Annotated in this window: 18 protein-coding genes; 10 read left to right on the top strand and 8 right to left on the bottom strand. The window is 45.4% G+C overall.

What is annotated here, in order from left to right; translation table 11 throughout:
- The first annotated feature begins 25 nt into the window (after positions 1–25).
- The 3 genes from recF (at position 26) to ED652_RS12990 (ending at position 4477) form a co-directional block, all read left to right on the top strand.
- Positions 26–1105 (top strand): DNA replication/repair protein RecF, encoded by a 1080-nt coding sequence (recF, locus tag ED652_RS13000; RefSeq protein WP_017080844.1) that lies wholly within the window; start codon positions 26–28, stop codon positions 1103–1105.
- 17 nt (positions 1106–1122) lie between these two features.
- Complete coding sequence (gene gyrB, locus ED652_RS12995; RefSeq protein WP_017081727.1) at positions 1123–3540, top strand: DNA topoisomerase (ATP-hydrolyzing) subunit B; 2418 nt, start codon at positions 1123–1125, stop codon at positions 3538–3540.
- A 502-nt stretch (positions 3541–4042) separates the two neighbouring features.
- On the top strand, positions 4043–4477 hold the full coding sequence (locus ED652_RS12990; RefSeq protein WP_054548327.1) for an Hsp20 family protein: 435 nt from the start codon (positions 4043–4045) through the stop codon (positions 4475–4477).
- Positions 4478–4708: 231 nt separating this feature from the next.
- Here ED652_RS12990 and ED652_RS12985 read toward each other — a convergent pair whose 3' ends face one another.
- The 4 genes from ED652_RS12985 to glyQ form a co-directional block, all read right to left on the bottom strand.
- Positions 4709–5959 (bottom strand): valine--pyruvate transaminase, encoded by a 1251-nt coding sequence (locus tag ED652_RS12985; RefSeq protein ID WP_122055100.1) that lies wholly within the window; start codon positions 5957–5959, stop codon positions 4709–4711.
- 253 nt (positions 5960–6212) lie between these two features.
- A complete protein-coding gene (locus tag ED652_RS12980) occupies positions 6213–8300 on the bottom strand; it encodes an alpha-amylase (protein WP_122055099.1) in 2088 nt (695 codons plus the stop codon).
- Positions 8301–8502: 202 nt separating this feature from the next.
- Positions 8503–10569, bottom strand: a complete 2067-nt coding sequence (gene glyS / locus ED652_RS12975; protein WP_017111755.1) for a glycine--tRNA ligase subunit beta — start codon at positions 10567–10569, stop codon at positions 8503–8505.
- A 2-nt stretch (positions 10570–10571) separates the two neighbouring features.
- Positions 10572–11486, bottom strand: a complete 915-nt coding sequence (gene glyQ, locus ED652_RS12970; protein WP_009848159.1) for a glycine--tRNA ligase subunit alpha — start codon at positions 11484–11486, stop codon at positions 10572–10574.
- 420 nt (positions 11487–11906) lie between these two features.
- Here glyQ and ED652_RS12965 point away from each other — a divergent pair, with 420 nt between their 5' ends.
- Together ED652_RS12965 and ED652_RS12960 are read left to right on the top strand one after the other, a co-directional pair.
- Complete coding sequence (locus ED652_RS12965; protein WP_009848160.1) at positions 11907–12461, top strand: TMEM165/GDT1 family protein; 555 nt, start codon at positions 11907–11909, stop codon at positions 12459–12461.
- Between the two features lie 151 nt (positions 12462–12612).
- Positions 12613–12867, top strand: coding sequence for a hypothetical protein (locus ED652_RS12960; RefSeq protein ID WP_162929941.1), 255 nt, complete (start codon positions 12613–12615; stop codon positions 12865–12867).
- 83 nt (positions 12868–12950) lie between these two features.
- Here the strand turns inward: ED652_RS12960 and tusA are convergent, their stop codons facing one another.
- The gene (tusA, locus tag ED652_RS12955; RefSeq protein WP_017055492.1) at positions 12951–13202 is read right to left on the bottom strand and encodes a sulfurtransferase TusA; all 252 of its coding nucleotides are present in this window, start codon (positions 13200–13202) and stop codon (positions 12951–12953) included.
- 149 nt (positions 13203–13351) lie between these two features.
- Here tusA and ED652_RS12950 point away from each other — a divergent pair, with 149 nt between their 5' ends.
- Complete coding sequence (locus tag ED652_RS12950) at positions 13352–13537, top strand: hypothetical protein (protein ID WP_004736674.1); 186 nt, start codon at positions 13352–13354, stop codon at positions 13535–13537.
- Positions 13538–13693: 156 nt separating this feature from the next.
- On the top strand, positions 13694–14635 hold the full coding sequence (locus tag ED652_RS12945; protein ID WP_102485368.1) for a LysR family transcriptional regulator: 942 nt from the start codon (positions 13694–13696) through the stop codon (positions 14633–14635).
- 103 nt (positions 14636–14738) lie between these two features.
- Here ED652_RS12945 and ED652_RS12940 read toward each other — a convergent pair whose 3' ends face one another.
- The 3 genes from ED652_RS12940 to fadB form a co-directional block, all read right to left on the bottom strand.
- Positions 14739–15719: an MDR family oxidoreductase gene (locus ED652_RS12940; protein ID WP_122055098.1), complete on the bottom strand. Its 981-nt coding sequence runs from the start codon at positions 15717–15719 to the stop codon at positions 14739–14741.
- Between the two features lie 242 nt (positions 15720–15961).
- Positions 15962–17125, bottom strand: coding sequence for an acetyl-CoA C-acyltransferase FadA (gene fadA, locus ED652_RS12935; protein WP_009848166.1), 1164 nt, complete (start codon positions 17123–17125; stop codon positions 15962–15964).
- Between the two features lie 26 nt (positions 17126–17151).
- Entirely contained in the window at positions 17152–19323 is a 2172-nt protein-coding gene (fadB, locus tag ED652_RS12930; protein WP_122055097.1) for a fatty acid oxidation complex subunit alpha FadB, read from the bottom strand.
- Positions 19324–19550: 227 nt separating this feature from the next.
- On the opposite strand from fadB, the gene ED652_RS12925 reads away from it, so the two are divergent.
- The 3 genes from ED652_RS12925 to hemG are packed head-to-tail and all read left to right on the top strand — an operon-like array spanning position 19551 to position 22203.
- The gene (locus tag ED652_RS12925; protein WP_017111758.1) at positions 19551–20174 is read left to right on the top strand and encodes a YigZ family protein; all 624 of its coding nucleotides are present in this window, start codon (positions 19551–19553) and stop codon (positions 20172–20174) included.
- 34 nt (positions 20175–20208) lie between these two features.
- Complete coding sequence (locus tag ED652_RS12920; RefSeq protein WP_122055096.1) at positions 20209–21666, top strand: TrkH family potassium uptake protein; 1458 nt, start codon at positions 20209–20211, stop codon at positions 21664–21666.
- Between the two features lie 9 nt (positions 21667–21675).
- Positions 21676–22203: a menaquinone-dependent protoporphyrinogen IX dehydrogenase gene (hemG, locus tag ED652_RS12915; protein WP_122055095.1), complete on the top strand. Its 528-nt coding sequence runs from the start codon at positions 21676–21678 to the stop codon at positions 22201–22203.
- Positions 22204–22387 lie beyond the last annotated feature (184 nt).

The raw sequence follows: 22387 nt of genomic DNA, 5'->3' as shown, positions 1-22387 counted from the left end.
GATTGAAGATTAATATGAAGACGTTATGCCTTTATCGCGCTTAATCGTTAAGCAGTTTAGAAATATAGAAGCCTGTGACATTCAACCGTCATCAGGCTTTAACTTTCTTATAGGGGCTAACGGGAGCGGAAAAACCAGTGTCCTTGAAGCGGTATATCTGCTCGGACATGGTCGCTCATTTAAGAGTTCACTCACCGGCCGTATCATACAAAACGAGTGCAGTGAGCTGTTTGTCCATGGCCGTTTTATGACCTCGGATCAATTTGAGCTGCCAATTGGCATTAATAAGCAGCGCGATGGCACCACAGAGGTTAAAATAAGCGGTCAAACTGGGCAAAAATTGGCTCAGTTAGCTCAGGTTTTACCTTTGCAGTTGATTCACCCGGAAGGGTTTGATTTACTAACCGATGGACCTAAGCATCGCCGCGCATTCATTGATTGGGGAGTCTTCCACAGTGAGTCGGGTTTTTATGATGCATGGGGCAGGGTAAAGCGCCTCAATAAACAGCGTAATGCATTATTGAAAACGGCGACGAACTATCGAGAGCTGAGCTATTGGGATCAAGAATTGGCCCGTTTAGCGGAAAGCATCAGCCAGTGGCGTGCCACTTACGTTGAACAGCTAAAAGAAGTCGCTGAAGAAATCTGCGCGACCTTCTTACCTGAGTTTGAGATAAAGATTAACTATTATCGTGGCTGGGATAAAGACACCCCATATGCCGAGATTTTAGAAAAGAATTTTGAAAGGGATCAGCAGCTTGGTTACACCTTTAGTGGGCCAAACAAAGCGGATCTAAAGATAAAAGTGAACGGCACTCCAGTGGAAGATGTCTTGTCACGAGGTCAGTTGAAGTTGATGGTGTGCGCGTTGCGAGTAGCACAAGGGCAACACCTCACTCAAATGACAGGTAAGCAGTGCATCTATTTGATAGATGACTTCGCTTCCGAATTAGATAGCCAACGCCGAGCACGTCTTGCTGAGTGTTTAAAGGCGACCCAGGCTCAAGTTTTTGTAAGCTCTATTACCGCTGATCAGATTGCAGATATGCATGACGAAAATAGCAGGATGTTTCATGTGGAACATGGCAAAATAGAGCAAGGATAATTAGTCAGAGAGTAACTATGTCAGATAATTACGATTCATCGAGTATTAAAGTACTGAAGGGTCTGGATGCGGTACGTAAGCGTCCTGGAATGTACATTGGCGACACGGATGATGGTACCGGTCTGCACCACATGGTTTTTGAGGTGGTAGATAACTCTATTGATGAAGCACTCGCTGGTCACTGTAATGACATCATTGTAACTATCCATGAAGATAGTTCTGTGTCAGTAAGCGATGACGGCCGTGGTATTCCAACTGAATTGCACCCAGAAGAAAAAGTATCAGCAGCAGAAGTAATCATGACGGTTCTTCACGCTGGTGGTAAGTTCGATGATAACTCGTACAAAGTATCTGGTGGTTTGCACGGTGTTGGTGTTTCAGTAGTTAACGCACTTTCTAAGCAAGTTACTCTTACTATCCACCGCGGTGGCAAAATCCACACTCAAACATACTGCCACGGTGAGCCTCAAGCGCCACTAGCGGTTGTGGGTGATACGGACAAAACAGGTACAGAGATTCGTTTCTGGCCGAGTGAAGAAACCTTCACTAACATTGAGTTCCATTACGATATTTTAGCTAAGCGTCTACGCGAGCTATCATTCTTGAACTCAGGTGTATCAATTAAGCTAATTGATAAGCGCGAAGAAGACAAAATGGATCACTTCGAATACGAAGGCGGCATCCAAGCGTTTGTTGAACATCTTAATACCAACAAAACACCAATCATCCAAAAGATTTTCCACTTTGATTCAGAGCGTGATGACGGCATTACCGTTGAAGTTGCAATGCAGTGGAACGATGGTTACCAAGAAAACATCTACTGTTTCACCAACAACATCCCTCAACGCGATGGTGGTGCTCACTTAGCGGGTTTCCGTGCTGCACTAACGCGTACTCTGAACAGCTTCATGGATAAAGAAGGCTTCTCGAAGAAAGCGAAGACTTCAACATCAGGTGATGATGCTCGTGAAGGTTTGACGGCGATTGTTTCAGTGAAAGTGCCAGATCCTAAGTTCTCAAGCCAAACTAAAGACAAGCTGGTTTCTTCAGAAGTGAAGTCTGCCGTTGAGTCTACGATGGGTGAGAAGCTATCTGAGTTCCTAATTGAGAACCCAGGTGAAGCGAAAATCGTTTGTTCTAAAATTATCGATGCAGCGCGTGCTCGTGATGCAGCGCGTAAAGCTCGTGAGATGACTCGTCGTAAAGGCGCATTAGATTTAGCGGGTCTTCCAGGTAAACTAGCCGACTGTCAGGAAAAAGATCCTGCTCAGTCTGAACTATACATTGTGGAAGGAGACTCTGCTGGCGGATCAGCTAAGCAGGGGCGTAACCGTAAGAACCAAGCAATCCTACCGCTTAAAGGTAAAATCCTTAACGTAGAGAAAGCGCGTTTCGATAAAATGCTGTCTTCTCAAGAAGTAGCAACGCTAATCACAGCCCTTGGTTGTGGTATTGGCCGTGATGAATACAACCCAGATAAACTGCGTTACCACAACATCATCATCATGACCGATGCCGATGTCGATGGTTCTCATATCCGTACTCTGCTACTGACGTTCTTCTACCGTCAAATGCCAGAGTTGATTGAACGTGGTTACATCTACATTGCTCAACCGCCACTTTACAAAGTGAAGAAGGGTAAGCAAGAGCAGTACATCAAAGATGAAGATGCGATGAACCAGTATCAAGTATCTTTGGCTTTAGACAATGCAGAACTGCACGTAAATCCTGAAGCACCTGCGTTTGCCGGTGAAGGCTTAGAGAAGCTTGTTCAGCAATACAATGCAGGCATCAAGCTCGTTGATCGTATGAGCCGCCGCTACCCACGCGCATTGGTTCACGAACTGATTTACGTTCCTCGCCTAACCGCTGAGCAGTGTCATGATGACGCGGTGGTTGAAGCTTGGGGTAAGCAGCTAGTAGAGCAGCTAAACGGTAAAGAAGCGGGTGCAAGCCAATACAGCCTTGAAGTTGAAAAACACGAAGAGCTAGGTTTAAGCGTTCCTAAGATTGTGGTTCGTACTCATGGTGTAACTCATGAGCACGTACTGAGCATTGACCTTATCAACTCGAAAGAGTTTGGCAAGCTAGCGGATCTTTCTGAAGCACTTGATGGCCTGATTGAAGAAGGTGCTTACATTAAGCGTGGTGAGCGTACTCAAGAAGTTTCTAGCTTCGTTGAAGCTCTGAACTGGTTAGTGAAAGAGTCTCGTCGTGGCCTGAGCCTACAACGATACAAAGGTCTAGGTGAGATGAACCCTGATCAGCTTTGGGAAACAACTATGGATCCTGAAACTCGTCGTATGATGCAAGTAACGATTGAAGATGCTGTTGGTGCTGACCTGTTGTTTACAACGTTGATGGGCGACCAAGTTGAACCTCGTCGTAACTTCATCGAAGAAAACGCACTTAAAGTAGCTAACCTAGACGTTTAGATTGCTTTCTCTTTGCTGGATTGACCGATTTCTGCGTCGAAGGTGCTCATTTATACTTATAAATTGCGCGCCTTCTTCTTGAACTCAGCCAATCCATCTTCGATAAAGAAACCTAAATTATTTAAAAGCACTATCCAAAGGGTAGTGCTTTTTTGTGTCTATAAGGTATTGAAAAATATTGGATTGGAAAAATAATTGAAAATAAACGCTTGAAACTGATTTGCTCAATCCACATATCTAGTTGTGAAGAGGATGACTGTCTTGCTCTACAAGAGAAGAAACAGAACCTTCATAACCGTTGCTAGAGTATCGCTCAATAGAGGATAACTTTGGCAGCACACAACTTAAAAATTGATTCATTGTCATGTCCCAGAGTTGTCACCAAACGAGGTGAAACCCGTGGAATGCGAATTGAATCCCTTAGCTGTTTACTGAATCATTCACAGGTTCGATCTCAGTAAAAATTACAGCTAAGACTATTGCTTACTAAAAGGATAGCATTATGAGAACTGTAGATTTCACTCCACTTTACCGCAACGCAATCGGCTTCGATCGTCTATTCAACATGATGGAATCGAACACGTCGAAAAATACTTCTGGCGGTTACCCTCCTTACAACATCGAGCAAAAAGACGAGAATAACTACCGTATTACTATGGCAGTGGCTGGTTTTGCAGATGATCAATTAGACCTTACTCAAAAAGAGAATATGCTAATTGTTAAAGGTGAGCGTAAAGCCGAAGCCGAGAAAACTTTCGTATACCAAGGTATTGCAGAGCGCGATTTCGAGCGCAAATTCCAACTGGCTGACTATGTAAAAGTGGTGGGCGCAAGCATGGAAAATGGTCTTCTTCATATCGACCTAGAACGCGAAATTCCAGAAGCGATGCAACCACGTAAGATTGCTATTAATGGTAATGGTCTAATCGAAGGCTAATACCCGTCATACTTGAAGCTACAGCGTTGTTGACGTCGTAAATTCCCCCTAATCACATAGGTTCCCTATGCTCATAGGGTTGAATTTTCTAGTCGCCTAGCTGAACCCCCAATTATTTAGGGTATTCAAGTGACAAAAACTATCGGGAAGTAAAAGTGAAAGAGCACCAGTACCTTGAAGAAGGTCGGTGCTCTTTATTGTATTTGGCCTACAGTAACCTAAAAGGTTTTATTACTGTTTTGAGTAAGCCTTTTTCACTTCTTCAGCAATGATTGAAATGCCTTTCTGCATCGCCTCATCATCTTGCACGTAGTTCATACGTAGACACTGATGAGCATGATCCCACTCGTCTTCTTGGCCGATAAAGAAGTATTCACCCGGAACAATCAATACGCCACGAGCTTTGAGGCGGTCGTACAGTTCCATGGTGGTAATCGGCAGCTCATCAAACCATAGCCATAAGAAAATAGCACCTTCAGGCTTGTGGATACGGAAACGAGGGTCATCGATCGCTTCTTGTAAAAGCTCAACCGCACGTAGAGATTTGTCTTTATAGAAAGGTTTAATTATCTCGCTGCTTAAGCGCAGTAAATCGCCTTTTTCAATCATGTGATTGGCAATCGCAGGGCCGACACTATTGGGTGCTAGGCTGATAATGCCATTCATGTTGGTCAGAGCTTGTGTCACTTCTTCGTTCGCAATTACGATACCGCAACGTACACCCGGCAAACCAAGCTTAGAAAGGCTCATGCACAGAATGGTATTTTCATTCCAGAACGGTTCCACATCTTCAAAGATGATGTTTGGAAACGGCAGGCCGTAAGCATTATCGATCAGTAGCGGGATGTTGTTTTCACGCGCCAGTTTATCCAGTTTACGCACTTCTTCGTCGGTCAGTACGTTACCGGTTGGGTTGGTTGGGCGAGAGGCACAGATAGCGGCAACCGAATCATCAACCTTGAGCTGTTCAAAATCGACGTGGTATTTGAACTGGCGGTTTTCTAGCAGTTCGATCTCTGGGTGGTAAGAGATAAAAATATCATCATCAATGCCAGCATCGCCGTAGCCGATGTATTCTGGTGCGATCGGTAGCAAGATTTTCTTGTGTGATCCGTCTGGCTGTTGGCCTGCTAATAGGTTGAATAGGTAAAAGAAGCCACTTTGGCTGCCGTTGGTCAGGCTGATGTTCTTCTCGCTGATGTCCCAGCCATAGGTCTCTTTCAGCATTGCCGCTAACGATTTGATGAAGCTGTCTTTGCCCTGCGGACCATCGTAGTTGGCGAGGGCGGCGATGAGTTCTCCACTGGCGAGCATGTCGGCACTGGCTTGGTTAAAGTAATCGAGCATGGCAGGGATAGCGGCTGGGTTACCACCACCGAGCATGATAGCGCCAGGAGTGCGCAGGCCATCATTCAAATCATCCATTAAACGAGTGATTCCAGAGTATCGATTAAACTTTTCGCCAAACTTAGAGAACTGCATTACTAATTTTACCTAATTCATTGTGATTGCTTGTTATGTGTGATTAAGGCAGACCTTATGTCTGCCATCAGTGTATTCCTTGAACATACCGCAATGTTTTTGCGACGCATAGCGCCAAATGCTCTAACACGTAAAAAACTTCTATAAAGTTTGGTTAATGAGTAACAGCTTGCTTATTGAGCGTACCTTTAGTGATAAAAAAGGAGAAGCCTAAGCTTCTCCTCTAGTTTCTGGTATGTATGTTAATGAAGGTTTACTTTGAACCTGTATAAACGACTAATACCTTGTCATCTTGGTATTGGCGTTCGAACGCATAGTAGCCGTTGCTGTTGCGGATGATGTGCTTACCTTGAGCAACGGCTGGATGGCGCAGCCGGAATTGGCCAAGTGCTTGCCAGTGTTCTAGCAACTCTGCACGTTCGCCGGTGATTTGATCCCAAGGCATGTCAGAGCGAGTGCCTTGCATCGGATCGGAACCCGTAGGACCAAAGTCTCGTGCAATTTCATCCCCGTAATAGATCTGCACTGCTCCCGGAGCTAGCATCAACGCGTTTGCTGCTTTGGTCTGTTTCGCAAAGTCGTTGCCGTGTTGTGTCCAAAATAGTGAGGTGTCGTGAGACGATAGATAGCTCAACACTTTGAATTCGCTGTCGTTGTTGATCTTCTCAGCATAACGAAGGTAGTCAGCATCGAGATCAGATAGGCATTTAAGCGCTTTTGGTGCGATATCACTCTGGAATTCAAAGTTGATGATCGAATCAAACCCGTTAGCGAAATAGTCTGATTTCACTACGCTGTGCGCCCACACTTCACCTGTCATCCAGAATGGTAGGTCATCCAACGCTTTGTCTGGGTTGTTTTGCTTCCATTCTGCAAGCGCTTGGTTAGTGCTATCTTTAAGCTCTGCCCACGCATCTAACTCAACGTGCTTGGCGGTATCGACCCTAAAACCATCAACGCCATATTCGCGCACCCAATCTGATAGCCAAGTGATTAAATGGTCACGAGGTGTTTTGAGTTCATCGGTCGCGCTGGTGGACTTATTGCGATAGAAGTTAGGCAGCCCGGTTGTCTCTGTCGACTCTGTTTTGAAATCGGGCAGGTGTGCCAGAGACATGGTGAGGTTGTTGTAACCCGGAGAGTCATAAGCACCAATGTCGCTGCGTAACCAAGCTTTACCCCACCATTTCTCCCACGCTTCTTTGTCACTGTAAGAGATGTAGTTATTGAAGTAGTGCCAGTTCTGGCCTGCTTCTGGTTGCCAACCTGTCCAGTTTTCGCCGAGGGTTTGTTTAGCTTGTTCATCGGTAAGGTTGAGTTTGCCGAAGTCGAACTCTTGCATGTCGGCAAGCGTGGCGTAGCCAGTGTGGTTCATCACCACATCCCAAACAACGCGAATGCCTTTGCTGTGCGCGGTATCGATGAAGGTTTTCAGTTCGTCTTCGGTGCCCATGTTGTCATCGAGCTTGGTCCAGTCTTGGTGGTAGTAGCCATGGTAGCCATAATGTTTGAAGTCGCCGCGATCGCCACCGCCAACCCAGCCGTGGATCTGCTCTAGTGGAGAGGTAATCCAGATAGCATTGGCACCGAGCGATTCTATATAGTCGAGTTTTTCGGTTAAGCCTGCCAAGTCACCACCGTGGAAGGTGCCGATTTCATCTTGTCCGTCTTGGCTGCGACCATAGCTGTTGTCGTTATCAGGATTACCATTATGGAAACGGTCGGTCATTACGAAGTAAACCGTGGCGTTGTCCCAACTAAAATCGGCCTTGGTTTCTGGTTCTACTTTCTCAAGCAGCAGAACACCTTGGCTATTTTCTGCTGGCTGCATGGAGACGCTGCCGTTGGTTACAGTCGCTTGTGTGCCTGTAAGAGCATCTCTAACTAAGGTGCCATCGTCAAAGGTCTGAGCAACATTGATAGTGGTTGGCTGATCACTAGGAACCGGACAAGCAAAGCTTTGAACTTGTTGTTGCTTGGGCTTTATCTGAACCGTGAGTTCATTGGTTTGTGGGTTGAGCGTAAATTGGTAGGTGTTAGCACGAAAGATCTTAATCTCTATTTCAGATTTATCGGCGCAGTCGTTTAGGCGAAGGGGCTTATTGAATTTGATGCGGCTCTCTTCAGCCAGCGCAAAGTTGGTACCACAGGTATTTTGAGTATCGCCGATAGAGAAGGTATAGCTACCTTTAGCGAGTTCCTGTTCTGCAATAACAGTGCCTTTTCCTGTTGATTCAAATACGACAGTGTCGTTATCAATCGTTAGCAATAAGCTGTCATCACTGGTTTGGCTGCATGCGCTGAGTGCGAGTATTGAAAGCGCGAGTACTGTTTTTTTCATTGTTCCCTTCCCCTGAATAAACAGGTCAGTTATAGCAAACAATGCCCTCTACAGTCTGAGTGCTGATTCATTCAGTTAATCAATAACACCTCTACAAACAAATACTTGGTTCACAAAAACAAAAAGGGAAGCTTTCGCTTCCCTTTGGGTGTTTATCTGTTGTTGCTCAGAACATGAATTAGAGCAACAGTCTCACTCGTGCTTATTTTTGCAGTAGAGAGATGTCAGCAATCTGTAGGAACAGGTTACGTAGGTTGTTCAGTAGCGTTAGACGGTTCTTCTTAAGCGCTTCATCATCAGCCATAACCATTACGTTATCGAAGAATGCATCAACAGGTTCACGTAGATCAGCAAGCTTGCTTAGGGCTTCTTGGTAGTTGCCTGTTGCGAATGCTGGTTCTAGTGCTTCTGTCATTACTTCAACGTTTTCAGCCAGTGCTTTCTCTGCGTCTTCTTGAAGAAGAGTTAGGTCGATTTCTGCTGGTAGTTCGCCATCGAATTTCGCAAGGATGTTACCTACACGTTTGTTCGCTGCTGCTAGAGCTTCTGCTGCTTCCAGTTCACGGAAGTGAGAAACCGCTTTAACACGTTGGTCAAAGTCAGCTGGCTTAGTTGGACGACGTGCTAGTACCGCTTGGATGATATCAACGCTGAAACCAGCATCTTGGTACCATGCGCGGAAACGACCTAGCATGAAGTCGATAACGTCAGCTTCAACATTGTCGTTAGTTAGCTTGTCGCCTAGTAGCTCTTTCGCTTTACCGATCAGATCGGTTAGGTCTAGGTTGTAGCCGTTTTCAACGATGATACGTAGCACACCTAGTGATGCACGACGCAGAGCGAATGGGTCAGAACCTTTTGGTGCTTGGCCAATACCGAAGATACCTACGATGGTGTCTAGCTTGTCTGCCATTGCTACTGCAGATGAAATACCAGTGCTTGGTAGTGTGTCACCCGCGAAACGAGGCATGTACTGCTCGTAAAGTGCCAGTGCTACTTGCTCGTCTTCACCATCGTGCGTTGCGTAGTGCATGCCCATCACACCTTGAGTATCCGTAAACTCGAATACCATAGATGTCATTAGGTCACACTTAGCCAGTAGGCCAGCACGCTTAGATTTCTCAACGTCAGCATCGATTTGCTCAGCAATGTAGCCAGCAAGTTCTGTGATGCGGTCTGTCTTGTCTTTGATCGTGCCCAGTTGCTTCTGGAAGATAGCTTGGTCTAGTTCAGCAAGACGGTCGATCAGCGGGCGCTTACGGTCTGTGTTGAAGAAGAACTCAGCATCAGCAAGACGTGGACGTACAACTTTCTCGTTACCTTCGATTACGTGACGAGGCTCTTTAGACTCGATGTTCGAAACGAAGATGAAGTTTGGCAGAAGGTTCTTATCAGCGTCATACACTGGGAAGTACTTCTGGTCGCCTTTCATGGTGTAAACCAATGCTTCAGAAGGCACTTTTAGGAACTCTTGCTCAAACTTAGCAGTAAGCACCACTGGCCATTCAACCAAAGAGGTAACTTCTTCAACAAGGTCATCTTCTAGGTCAGCAATACCGCCAACCGCGTCTGCTGCTTTTTTAGCATCAGCAAGAATGATCGCTTTACGCGCATCGTAATCTGCCATTACTTTACCGCGCTCTTCTAAGATCGCAGGGTATTGGTCAGCAGAGTCGATGGTGAACTCTTGTTCGCCCATGAAACGGTGGCCACGGATGGTACGAGCAGAAGCTACGCCTAGGATTTTGCCTTCAACAAGCTCATCACCTAGTAGTACTGTCAGTGTTTTCACTGGACGGATAAATTGAATGTCTGAGTTACCCCAGCGCATTGCTTTAGGAATGGGTAGGCCAGCGAGAGCTTTCGCAGCGATGTCCATCACCAATTCTTGAACAGGTTTGCCAGCTACTTCTTGTTTGAAAAGAAGCCACTCGCCTTTGTCTGTTTTCAGGCGGTCAGCTTGCTCAACAGTAATACCGTTACCACGAGCCCAACCTTGTGCAGCTTTAGTCGCGTTGCCTTCAGCATCGAATGCTACAGAAATTGCAGGACCGCGCTTCTCAACTACTTTGTCTGCTTGGCCTTCAGCCAGTGCCGTCACTTTAAGTGCTAGACGACGAGGTGCTGCGTACCACTTGATGCCTTCGTGAGAAAGTTCAGCCGTTTTAAGACCTGCTTCAAAGTTAGAAGCAAAGGCTTCTGCTAGAGAACGAAGTGCCGTTGGTGGAAGCTCTTCCGTACCCAGTTCAATTAGAAAATTCTTCGCCATGATTATTTATCCTTCTTACACATTGGGAAGCCAAGCGCTTCACGTGACGCGTAGTACGCCTCTGCAACAGCTTTAGTCAGGTTGCGGATACGAAGGATGTAACGTTGACGCTCTGTTACAGAGATAGCTTTGCGCGCATCAAGGATGTTGAATGCGTGACCTGCTTTTAGAATGCGCTCGTAAGCTGGAAGCGGAAGTGGCTTCTCAAGCTCAAGTAGCTCTTTACACTCTTTTTCGCACTGGTCGAAGAAAGTGAATAGGAAATCTACGTCTGCGTGCTCGAAGTTGTATGTTGATTGCTCAACTTCGTTTTGGTGGAAGATGTCACCGTAAGTCACGTTAGAACCGTCTGGTGCTACGTTCCATACAAGGTCGTAAACAGAGTCTACTTCTTGGATGTACATTGCTAGACGCTCGATACCGTAAGTGATCTCACCCGTTACTGGCTTACACTCAAGACCGCCAACTTGTTGGAAGTAAGTGAATTGAGTCACTTCCATACCGTTTAGCCATACTTCCCAACCAAGACCCCATGCGCCTAGCGTTGGGTTTTCCCAGTTGTCTTCTACGAAACGAATATCGTGAACAAGTGGGTCGACACCAAGAACTTCAAGCGAGCCTAAGTACAACTCCTGGATGTTATCTGGAGAAGGTTTTAGAGCTACTTGGAATTGATAGTAGTGCTGCAGGCGGTTCGGGTTTTCACCGTAACGACCATCGGTCGGACGACGAGAAGGTTGAACGTATGCCGTAGACATTGGCTCTGGGCCAAGTGCACGTAGACATGTCATTGGGTGAGAGGTGCCAGCACCTACTTCCATATCTAGTGGTTGAACAATGGTACAACCGTTTTGTGCCCAGTAATCCTGCAGCGCGAGGATCATTCCCTGGAAGGTTTTGATATCGTATTTTTGCATAGTCAGGTTCGCGCGATTCTTTTAAATGAATGATAAAAATAACCTCTGAGTATACCGAGATATTGGTAAAGCGAGTAGGGGTAATCTTGTTTAATTAGTGGTCTAAAATGTCGTTTAGTGGATTTTTTTGCCTTTAATGTTTGTTTTTCGGTACAAGTAGATATTTTGATAACTTTGACACTTGTGTTTGAAAGCGCGGGTGATTAAAATCTCGCGGTCTTTGGGGAGTAGCTTGCTTATTCATATCCTATTGAATGAGTTCGTTCGTCAACATAATTGATGCAAAATCATCATGGCGTTCGAGGCAACCACCACCTTGGTGGCGCTTAGCAAGACCTTAGACAAGCATCGTGAACCGGGATGGGGCGCGAGGTTTGTCTTTGGTTAAATATAATAATCCTCATCCCAAATGAGCATGTCGTGAGCGTTTTAGCAATTTCAATTACAACTGTCGCCTTAGCCGAGATCGGTGATAAGACTCAGTTGCTATCCCTTTTATTAGCCAGTCGATATCGAAAACCGTTACCTATCATTGCGGCTATTTTCTTTGCCACCATTGCCAATCATGCCCTTGCTGCGTGGCTCGGGGTTGTGGTCGCCGATTATTTATCTCCCGAAGTGCTTAAGTGGGTGCTGGTGGTCAGCTTCATTGCGATGGCGGGTTGGATTCTCATTCCTGATAAATTAGACGATGATGAGCAGATCTCGAACCGAGGGCCGTTTGTCGCCAGTTTTATCGCTTTCTTCATTGCTGAAATTGGTGATAAGACCCAGATAGCGACCTCCATTCTAGGGGCTCAATATTCGGATGCATTAACGTGGGTCATTCTCGGTACTACCATTGGTATGTTGCTGGCGAATGTGCCTGTAGTGATCATTGGTAAGTTATCGGCAGACAAGATGCCTCTTGATCTGATTCGCAAGATCACGGCCCTGTTATTCGTGGGTTTGGCTATCGCAGCGGCTTTCTATTAAGCGGTAGTATTGAGTCTTATTATACTCAACCAGTAGAGTAATGTGTTGTAGGTCATACTCTTACAGTATTGTGGGGTTTATCGAGCAAATGGGCATATAACTGTCATACTTGTCATGATATTTTAACCTTGTGAGTTAAGAACACGAGGGCATGATTATGTTGACGCGTTATATGGGTATTACTCCACAAAGCCAAAGTTATCTATTTACCTTTGGTCTTGCACTTACACTATTAGGCATGGTGTTGACGGACATGTGGCTACCAATGGTGGCTGGTTCGATGATCATGACCGGGCTTGCGGTAGAAGCTTGGATTCGGGTCGCGCATATTATTCCTATGCGAAAAGATATCCGAGACATTCAGCATCAGCTTGAGCATCTGCAAAATAAATCTAGAAACGAATAAACAAAAAGCCGCTCGTACTCTGAGTTCTGTTGAAGAACATAAGGTACGAGCGGCTTTTTTGATGCTTGATATTTAGGTGAGGCTTATGCCTCCAACCCTTTTCTTATCAAATATTGGTAAGGCAAAGCTTCAGTCGCTTGGCCGACTAACTGATGATCCATAAAACGACAAAAGCTCGGAATATCACGAGTTGTCGAAGGGTCGTCAGCTTTTACCAGTAACACATCGCCATCCTGCATGTTTCTAATTGTCTTCCTGACCATCATTACTGGCTCTGGGCAACGCAGGCCTTCAGCTTCTAAAGTGTGGGTTGCCAGTTCAGGTTTGAATGTCATGGTTTGTATCTCTATATCTATCTAACGAGTGAATAATACGTCTGCAGAAAAAATATGCAATAAGTGCTTGGCAAACAGAATCATTTCCTATAACTTAGTTAACAAGTTGATAACAACTTGTAACAAAGGCAACTAGCTAAGGAGTGGCGATGTTGACAGGATTAGATAGATTAACAATTTATTCAGTTCTCTGTTTTATTTCTTTTTGCGCGTTAGTACTACGCTCATCGACAGAGACCTCTCTAATGCCAATTTTTGGCATAGTAGCAACGATTATTGGTATTTGGGTAGAGATGCGCCGTTGGCAAGGCATAGCCGAGGAGCAAGAGCACTAACCCGAATACAACAAGCAAATTCCGATACGACAACATTCCGACACTATCCCCAGATTTTCTTGGGCTTCCCCGCGTAATTGCGGGATTTTTTTTATCTAAAGCATGCTATAAACAACTTAGTGACCAATGATAATTGTATACAGCTAGGTAAGTGGCGTGGAATTAGAAGACATCTATCGTAGAGACCTGAATTTATTGGTCGCCTTAAAGGTATTGATTGAAGAAGGAAGTGTAAGCCAGGCTGCGCTTCGTCTTAACCTAAGTCAATCGGCAACTAGCCGAGTATTAGGGCGCTTAAGAGAACTACTCAACGATCCCCTGTTTACACGCCAAGGTCAGCACCTTATTCCCACCAAAAAAGCACTCGAGATCAGCCAGCGCATTGATCAGCCTTTAGAATCATTCCGTCAGTTGCTTAGTCCGAGTGATTTCGATCCTTACTATTGCAGTGAGCGTTTTTTAATTGCGACCACTGACTACGCGATGCAAACCATCTTGCCTTATGCGTTGCCTAAGATTTATGAACAAGCTCCTAATATCTCTTTGGAGTTTGCTCCGTTGCAGCATGAACATTTGTTTAAACAGCTCAGTACCGAACGTGTGGATATGGCGATTTGTCGCCCGAGTGGCAGCATTGCACCACTTCATCAAGAGGTATTGGGGCCGGTGGGCGTATCTTGCTTGCTATCTAAAAATCACCCATTGGCGGATCAGCCTTTAAGCCTTGAAGACTATGTATCACTCCCACACGCGATGATTGCGATCAGTGATGGCGTTAAGGCTTTATTAGACAATGCCTTAGCCAATCAAAATCCACGTAAAATGGTGCTGCGTGCTTATCATCTTGAAGCGGCATTGGCGATTGTCGATAGAATGCCGTTGGTGATCACTGTGCCTGCTGATTTAGCTTACTTGGTGGCTGAGCGTTATGACTTAGTCGTTAAACCGCTGCCATTCGAGTTTATGCCGTTTGATTACTCATTGATCTGGCACTCGCGCTGCGATTCTTCTGCCTCGCAACAATGGTTAAGAAGAGTGGTAAAAGAGGAGTGTGGTGAGTTGATTCAGAAGCGTATTGCGGATGTTGGCTTGGGTTAACGGAGGTCTCGCTTTGGTTTACTCTATCCTAATGACAAAAATGCAAAAGGGCTGATTAGTATCAGCCCTTCGTTATTCTGGGGTACGGAAGTTTAATTCACAATTACAGTTTAATAACTACGCGACCAGTGATTTGACCGTTAGTGATGTCTTCTGCAGCTTGAATAGCACCATCTAAAGATACTTCTTTAGTCGCTTGGCCGTAGAAAGACTCAGGTAGCAACTCAGCAAGTTGTTCCCACGCTTTAATACGCTTCTCACGAGGGCACATTACTGAATCCACACCTTGTAGGCGAACGTTACGCAGAATGAATGGCATTACTGTAGTTGGTAAATCAAAACCACCTGCTAGGCCACACATTGCAACCGCGCCGTTGTAATCAATTTGTGCCAATACTTTCGCAAGTACTTTGCTACCTACTGTATCGATAGCACCAGCCCACAGTTGTTTCTCAAGTGGTTTCGCCGGTTCTTCTAGTTCAGTACGCTCTACAATGCGTGTTGCACCTAGTGATTTTAGAAGCTCGCCATTTTCTGAAGCTCGGCCAGTAACCGCTGCTACTTTGTAGCCTAGTTGGTTTAGTAGCGTAATAGACACGCTGCCTACGCCGCCACTTGCACCCGTTACTAGGATTTCACCGTCTTCAGGTTTGATGCCTGCATCTACGATAGCTTGCACACAAAGCATTGCTGTGAAACCAGCTGTACCAATCGCCATGACTTTCTTCGCGTCTAGACCTGCAGGCATTGGCACTAACCAGTCACCATTTAGGCTAGCTTTCTCAGCCATACCGCCCCAGTGGCCTTCACCAACACCCCAACCCGTCAGAACAACTTCGTCGCCTGCTTTGTAGCGCGGGTCATCAGATTGTGAAACCACACCAGAAAGGTCGATACCAGGAACCATAGGGAAGTTGCGAACAATGCGCCCTTTACCTGTTATCGCCAAACCATCTTTGTAGTTCAAAGAAGAGTAGCTCACATCAACCTTCACGTTACCTTCTGGTAATTGAGACTCATCAATTTGAGAAACTGATGCGATAGTTTTTTTGTCTTCTTGGTTTAGTACAAGTGCTTTAAACATGATCTGCTCCGTAGGAGGAATATTAGGAAACTGAAGTAACTTTAGTTGAATCATCCGAGAAAAAATAATGAAACATCAACATTGAATATATGCGTTTTGTGCATAGATGTCAGTGTTGGTTTTTCTCTCGCTGAGTTCGCTGAACGCATCGATGCATTGTTGGATGCCAAGTAATAAAAAGTGCAGCTATATAAATATAGCTGCACAAAAGATTACCCTACAAGTATTACAACCAATGATCGCTATGGGCGTTCAAATACCGTTGCAATACCTTGGCCTAAACCAATACACATGGTCGCTAAGCCGTATTTCACGTCTTGTGCTTCCATTAGGTTGATTAGCGTCGTCGAGATACGAGAACCAGAACAGCCTAGTGGGTGACCAAGAGCAATCGCACCGCCGTTAAGGTTAACTTTCTCGTCAACCACATCCAATAGACCTAGGTCTTTAGCACATGGAAGAGATTGAGCAGCGAACGCTTCGTTAAGCTCAATTACACCCATATCTTCAATGGTTAGGCCTGCACGCTTAAGAGCTTTTTGCGTAGCAGGTACTGGGCCGTAACCCATGATTGAAGGATCGCAGCCTGCGATAGCCATCGACTTCACGCGAGCACGAATCTTAAGGCCAAGTGCGTTGGCTTTCTCTTCGCTCATGATAAGCATTGCAGAGGCACCATCAGATAGTGCAGATGAAGTACCTGCTGTTACTGTCCCGTTTGCTGGGTCAAATACTGGGCGAAGCTGAGATAGACCTTCAACTGTTGTTTCTGGGCGAATAACTTCATCGTAATCCAGAGTGAACAGCGAGCCGTCTGCCGCGTGAGCTTCTGTTGGTAGGATTTCGTTTTTGAAGCGACCTTCTACTGTTGCAGCTTGTGCTCTAGCGTGTGAACGAGCGGCGAAGGCATCTTGGTCTTCACGGCTAATACCGTGCATTTTGCCTAGCATCTCAGCCGTTAGGCCCATCATACCCGCCGCTTTCGCTACGTGTTTAGACATGCCAGGGTGAAAATCAACACCGTGGTTCATTGGTACATGACCCATGTGTTCGACACCACCAATTAGGCAGATTTCAGCATCACCAACCATGATAGAGCGGGTTGCATCATGCAGAGCTTGCATAGATGAACCACATAAACGGTTCACCGTTACTGCACCAATCTCAATCGGTAGGCCAGCAAGTAAAGCGGCGTTACGAGCCACGTTGAAGCCTTGCTCTAGTGTTTGTTGCACACAACCCCAGTAAATGTCTTCAATCTCGACAGGGTTTACTTCTGGGTTGCGCTCTAAAATGCCTTTCATCAAATGTGCCGAAAGATCTTCAGCACGAGTGTGACGGAAAGCTCCACCTTTGGAACGTCCCATTGGGGTACGAAGGCAATCAACAACAACTACATTATTCATTTTGCTATTCCTTTTCCAAATGTGGGTTACAGAGAACTGGCTTGTTGACCGTCGTAAAAGCTTTCGCCTTTCGCTGCCATATCAAGCAATAGTTGAGGAACTTGGTACATTGCACCTAAGTCTTGGTAGTTCTTCGCCATTTCAACGAAGTTACCAATACCCACACTGTCTAAGTAGCGGAATACGCCGCCTCTGAATGGAGGGAAGCCTAAACCGTAAACCAGTGCCATATCCGCTTCTTGCGGTGTCGCGATGATGCCTTCTTCTAAACAAAGCACTACTTCGTTGATCATTGGAATCATCACACGTTGGATAATTGTCTGGTCATCAAAGTCTTGTGGCTGTTGGCATACGTCAGCCAAGATAGGAAGAATGTCTTCAGAGAAGGTTTTCTTCGGGCGACCACGTTTGTCTACGCTGTACGTGTAGAAACCGCTGCCGTTCTTCTGGCCGTATTTTTCAGCGACGTAAAGTGCATCAATCGCATCACGGCCTTCTTTACCCATACGCTCAGGGAAACCTTGCGCCATCACTGCTTGTGCATGGTGTGCTGTGTCTAAACCTACAACGTCTAGCAAGTATGCAGGGCCCATTGGCCAACCGAATTTGCGTTCCATCACTTTATCGATCTTAGTGAAATCAGCACCGTCGCGTAGCAACATGCTGAAACCGCCAAAGTAAGGGAAAAGTACACGGTTAACGAAGAAGCCTGGGCAGTCGTTAACAACGATAGGGGATTTACCCATCTTCGCTGCGTAAGCAACCACGCGATTAATGGTTTCTTCTGAAGTATGCTCGCCACGGATGATCTCAACCAAAGGCATGCGGTGTACTGGGTTAAAGAAGTGCATGCCACAGAAGTTCTCTGGGCGCTTCAAAGATTTCGCTAATAGGTTAATCGGAATCGTTGAGGTATTTGATGTAAGAACCGTGTCTTCACCAACCAAACCTTCCACTTCGCTCAAAACTGCCGCTTTTACTTTCGGGTTTTCTACAACTGCTTCCACAATCACATCCGATTGCTCAACACCTGCATAATGTAGACTTGGAGTAATCGAAGACAGAATGCCTGCCATCTTGAATCCATCTAGACGACCGCGTGATAAGCGTTTATTCAACAGCTTAGAAGCTTCGTTCATACCAAGATCAAGAGACGCTTGTGCGATGTCTTTCATCATCACTGGCACGCCTTTCAATGCTGACTGGTAAGCAATACCGCCACCCATGATGCCAGCACCAAGAACCGCTGCTCGTTCAGTCGCTTTGTTGGCAGACTTACCAGCTTGTTTCGCTAGGCCTTTGATGTATTGGTCATTCAAGAATAAGCCGACCAATGCTTTTGCTTCTTCAGATTTCGCTAGCTTAACGAAGTGTTTACGCTCGATATCCAATGCAGCATCACGATCGCTACGTGCTGCTTCTTCGATAGCGATAACCGAAGTGATGGGTGCTGGGTAATGAGGCCCTGCTTTTTGAGCCACTAAGCCCTTCGCCATGGTAAAGCTCATCATCGCTTCTAGTTTGCTTAGTGAAAGCGCTGATGTTTTTTGTTTACGACGTAGCTGCCAATCGAGTTTCTCATTGGCTGCTAGAGAAACAGAATTAATCGCTGATTCTAATAATTGGTCTGTTTCAACAATCGCATCTAACAAGCCAACTTTAAGTGCTTCATCTGCACGGCATGCTTTGCCTTGCGTGATAATTTCCATTGCACTGTCAGCACCGATAACACGAGGTAGGCGCACACAACCGCCAAAACCAGGCATGATGCCAAGTTTGGTTTCTGGTAGACCTATGCTGGTGGTCTTGTCACCGATACGGAAATCGGTAGCGAGTACACATTCACAGCCGCCGCCAAGGGCATGGCCACGCATCATTGAAAGAGTTGGGACAGGAAGGTCTTCTAGCTTGCTGAAGATTGAATTAGCGAATCTTAACCATTCATCAAGTTCTGCTTCTGGCTTAGCAAATAGGCCAAGAAATTCAGTGATGTCTGCGCCTACGATGAACGCGTCTTTGTTTGAAGTTAAGATTAAACCACGTAATCCAGCGTGAGCATTAAGAGCATCTAACGCTTTATCTAGCGATTCTAAAGTAGCAAGGTCGAGTTTGTTTACAGAGGCCGGAGCACAGAAGCTAAGTTCTGCAATACCATCTTGTAATTCCTTTACCTGTAAGGTGTTAGCTTGGTAAATCATTGTCTATCTCCATGACATACAATCCACGATTGTTTGAGAGAATCTTGTTATCTTTCTATTATTGTAGAATACCTGGTAAGACCAGTTGTTCTAGTCTGTACCTCTGCTTGGTGAATTTCAATACATTTTTTAAACAATTGTTTAACATTGTGCGATGGCACAGATCCTCTAACCCTTATTATTCACGCGTGATACACTTCGCCGCTCTTATTAATTAAGTTAACGATATGAATGAACAGCCCTATTTAATACCGTCAGCGTCGGCTCGGTTTGAAGAAGAGATCAAGAAGAGCGTCTTCATTACTCATCTTGCTCATACTCCAAGTGTAGAAGCTGCTAAACAGTTCGTAGAACAGGTAAAAAAAGAGCATTCATCAGCGCGACATAATTGTTGGGGCTTTGCTGCAGGGCGACCTGAAGACTCAATGAAATGGGGCTTTAGTGACGATGGAGAGCCATCTGGTACTGCGGGTAAACCTATCTTGGCGCAACTGTCTGGTTCTGGTGTCGGTGAACTGACGGCTGTTGTTACTCGTTATTCTGGCGGAATCAAGCTTGGAACGGGTGGCCTAGTAAAGGCTTACGGTGGTGGAGTACAACAAGCTCTCAAGCTGCTTCAAACTATCGAGAAAAAAATAACCACAAAATTACGGCTAGAGTTAGACTATGGCTTTGTGCCAATTGCGCAATCCATTATGGCTCAGCATCAGGCTGTTGAAGTCCAAGCGGATTATGGTGTGCAAGTTGAGCTTATTATTGAAATAGAGCTCCTTCAGGTAGATTCGTTTACCCAAACCATGATCAATAAAAGCGGTGCTAAGGCACTGGTAACGAAAGTCAAAGACAACTAGGAAGTGTGAAGCATTTCGCTTCGTTCAATAGCTCATGCAATTTCGCTCAATTATTCGAATCGTCGGATTATTATTAGCACTTTTTAGTGTATCAATGCTCGCACCTGCGCTCGTCGCACTGATCTATAGAGATGGTGCGGGTGTGCCATTTGTGACGACTTTCTTTGTTCTATTATTTTGTGGAGCAACTTGCTGGTTTCCAAACCGACGCTATAAACATGAATTGAAGGCGCGAGATGGCTTTCTCATTGTGGTGTTGTTCTGGACGGTAATCGGCAGTGCTGGTGCGCTGCCGTTTTTGATCGCGGATAATCCGAGCGTTTCCGTTACTGATGCCTTTTTCGAATCGTTTTCTGCATTAACAACGACAGGTGCAACGGTAATTGTTGGCCTCGATGACTTACCTAAAGCAATTCTATTTTACCGCCAATTCCTACAATGGTTTGGTGGTATGGGTATCATCGTATTGGCGGTAGCCATCCTTCCTGTTCTGGGTATCGGTGGTATGCAGCTATATCGTGCTGAAATCCCGGGTCCAGTAAAAGATAGCAAGATGACTCCGCGTATTGCAGAAACGGCAAAAGCGCTTTGGTACATCTATCTGAGTCTAACGATTGCTTGTGCGGTGGCGTTTTGGCTTGCTGGCATGAGTTTCTTTGATGCAATCAGCCATAGTTTCTCAACCATTGCTATTGGTGGCTTCTCGACTCACGATGCGAGTATGGGTTATTTCAATAGCTCTGCTATCAATATGATTACGGTCGTGTTCCTTCTTATATCTGCGTGTAACTATTCTCTGCACTTTGCAGCATTTGCTTCAGGTGGTGTGCATCCTAAGTATTACTGGAAAGATCCTGAGTTCCGCGCTTTTATCTTTATTCAAGTCGTCCTGTTCTTAGTTTGTTTCTTGTTACTACTGAATCATCACTCTTACGATTCGTATTATGATGCTTTCGATCAGGCGTTGTTCCAGACAGTATCAATTTCAACAACCGCAGGCTTCACCACCACCGGTTTTTCTGAATGGCCGTTATTCTTACCTGTACTGCTTCTGTTCTCTTCTTTTATAGGTGGGTGTGCAGGTTCAACGGGTGGCGGTATGAAAGTCATTCGAATATTACTGCTTACTTTACAAGGTGCTCGTGAAATGAAGCGTCTTGTCCACCCGCGTGCTGTCTATACCATCAAGGTTGGTGGTTCGGCTCTACCACAACGTGTCGTTGATGCGGTTTGGGGCTTCTTCTCTGCATACGCATTGGTTTTTGTGGTTTGTATGTTGGCTCTTATTGCTACGGGGATGGATGAGCTGAGTGCTTTCTCTGCTGTCGCGGCAACATTGAATAACCTTGGTCCTGGCTTAGGTGAAGTGGCAATGCACTTCGGCGATGTGAATGACAAGGCTAAATGGGTGTTGATCGTATCCATGCTGTTTGGCCGTTTAGAGATATTCACCTTATTAATTTTATTGACCCCTACGTTTTGGCGTAGCTAAGGACATATTGTGGCAAAAGCTCTATTTTTGTATTCAAGCCGTGAAGGGCAGACCAAGAAAATCTTGAACTATATAAAAGAAGAAATGAATGAGTTCGAATGTGAGCTTCAAGATCTGCACACTGTTAGTAATGTCGACTTTGCTCAGTACGACAGAGTGTTGATTGGTGCATCTATTCGTTACGGCCACCTTAATAAGAAGCTATACCAGTTTATTGATGCCAATCTTGCTCAGCTGCAATCAAACAAGGTCGCTTTCTTTTGCGTTAACTTAACCGCTCGTAAAGAAGACCAAGGCAAAGATACTCCTGAAGGTAGCGCATATATTAAGAAGTTCCTTCTTAAGTCCCCGTGGCAACCTACTTTGATCGGTGTTTTTGCTGGCGCCCTCTATTACCCTCGTTATAACTGGTTCGATCAAACCATGATTCGCTTCATTATGAATATGACAGGTGGAGAAACGGATACAACCAAGGAAGTTGAGTACACGAACTGGGAAAAAGTCTCTTTATTCTCTAAGAAACTGCAAGAGATGTAAGAGAAAAGCCTACTTTTGAGGCGTTTTGTGCTCTTTTTAATCGAACGAATAAAAAAACGAGAAAAACTTCAAAAAGGGCTTGCCAGTGTGATCGAAATCTCTATAATGCGACCTCGTTGAAACGGTAAGGCTTCGTAAGAAACCAAAACGAATCAGCAGGTCAAATTAGCCAAGCTAAGCGCTT

The organism is Vibrio sp. Evd11 (assembly GCF_900382755.1).
Classification (GTDB): domain Bacteria; phylum Pseudomonadota; class Gammaproteobacteria; order Enterobacterales; family Vibrionaceae; genus Vibrio; species Vibrio lentus.
This window is presented reverse-complemented; position numbering and strand designations above follow the sequence as displayed.

Coding starts and splice junctions, on each gene's coding strand:
- ED652_RS12940 (WP_122055098.1), bottom strand. CDS start 15,719: ATGTTTAAAGCACTTGTACTAAACCAAGAAGACAAAAAAACTATCGCA.
- ED652_RS12985 (WP_122055100.1), bottom strand. CDS start 5,959: ATGCAGTTCTCTAAGTTTGGCGAAAAGTTTAATCGATACTCTGGAATC.
- tusA (WP_017055492.1), bottom strand. CDS start 13,202: ATGACATTCAAACCTGAACTGGCAACCCACACTTTAGAAGCTGAAGGC.
- fadB (WP_122055097.1), bottom strand. CDS start 19,323: ATGATTTACCAAGCTAACACCTTACAGGTAAAGGAATTACAAGATGGT.
- ED652_RS12925 (WP_017111758.1), top strand. CDS start 19,551: ATGAATGAACAGCCCTATTTAATACCGTCAGCGTCGGCTCGGTTTGAA.
- fadA (WP_009848166.1), bottom strand. CDS start 17,125: ATGAATAATGTAGTTGTTGTTGATTGCCTTCGTACCCCAATGGGACGT.
- glyQ (WP_009848159.1), bottom strand. CDS start 11,486: ATGCAAAAATACGATATCAAAACCTTCCAGGGAATGATCCTCGCGCTG.
- ED652_RS12920 (WP_122055096.1), top strand. CDS start 20,209: ATGCAATTTCGCTCAATTATTCGAATCGTCGGATTATTATTAGCACTT.
- ED652_RS12980 (WP_122055099.1), bottom strand. CDS start 8,300: ATGAAAAAAACAGTACTCGCGCTTTCAATACTCGCACTCAGCGCATGC.
- recF (WP_017080844.1), top strand. CDS start 26: ATGCCTTTATCGCGCTTAATCGTTAAGCAGTTTAGAAATATAGAAGCC.
- gyrB (WP_017081727.1), top strand. CDS start 1,123: ATGTCAGATAATTACGATTCATCGAGTATTAAAGTACTGAAGGGTCTG.
- ED652_RS12990 (WP_054548327.1), top strand. CDS start 4,043: ATGAGAACTGTAGATTTCACTCCACTTTACCGCAACGCAATCGGCTTC.
- ED652_RS12960 (WP_162929941.1), top strand. CDS start 12,613: ATGATTATGTTGACGCGTTATATGGGTATTACTCCACAAAGCCAAAGT.
- ED652_RS12950 (WP_004736674.1), top strand. CDS start 13,352: ATGTTGACAGGATTAGATAGATTAACAATTTATTCAGTTCTCTGTTTT.
- glyS (WP_017111755.1), bottom strand. CDS start 10,569: ATGGCGAAGAATTTTCTAATTGAACTGGGTACGGAAGAGCTTCCACCA.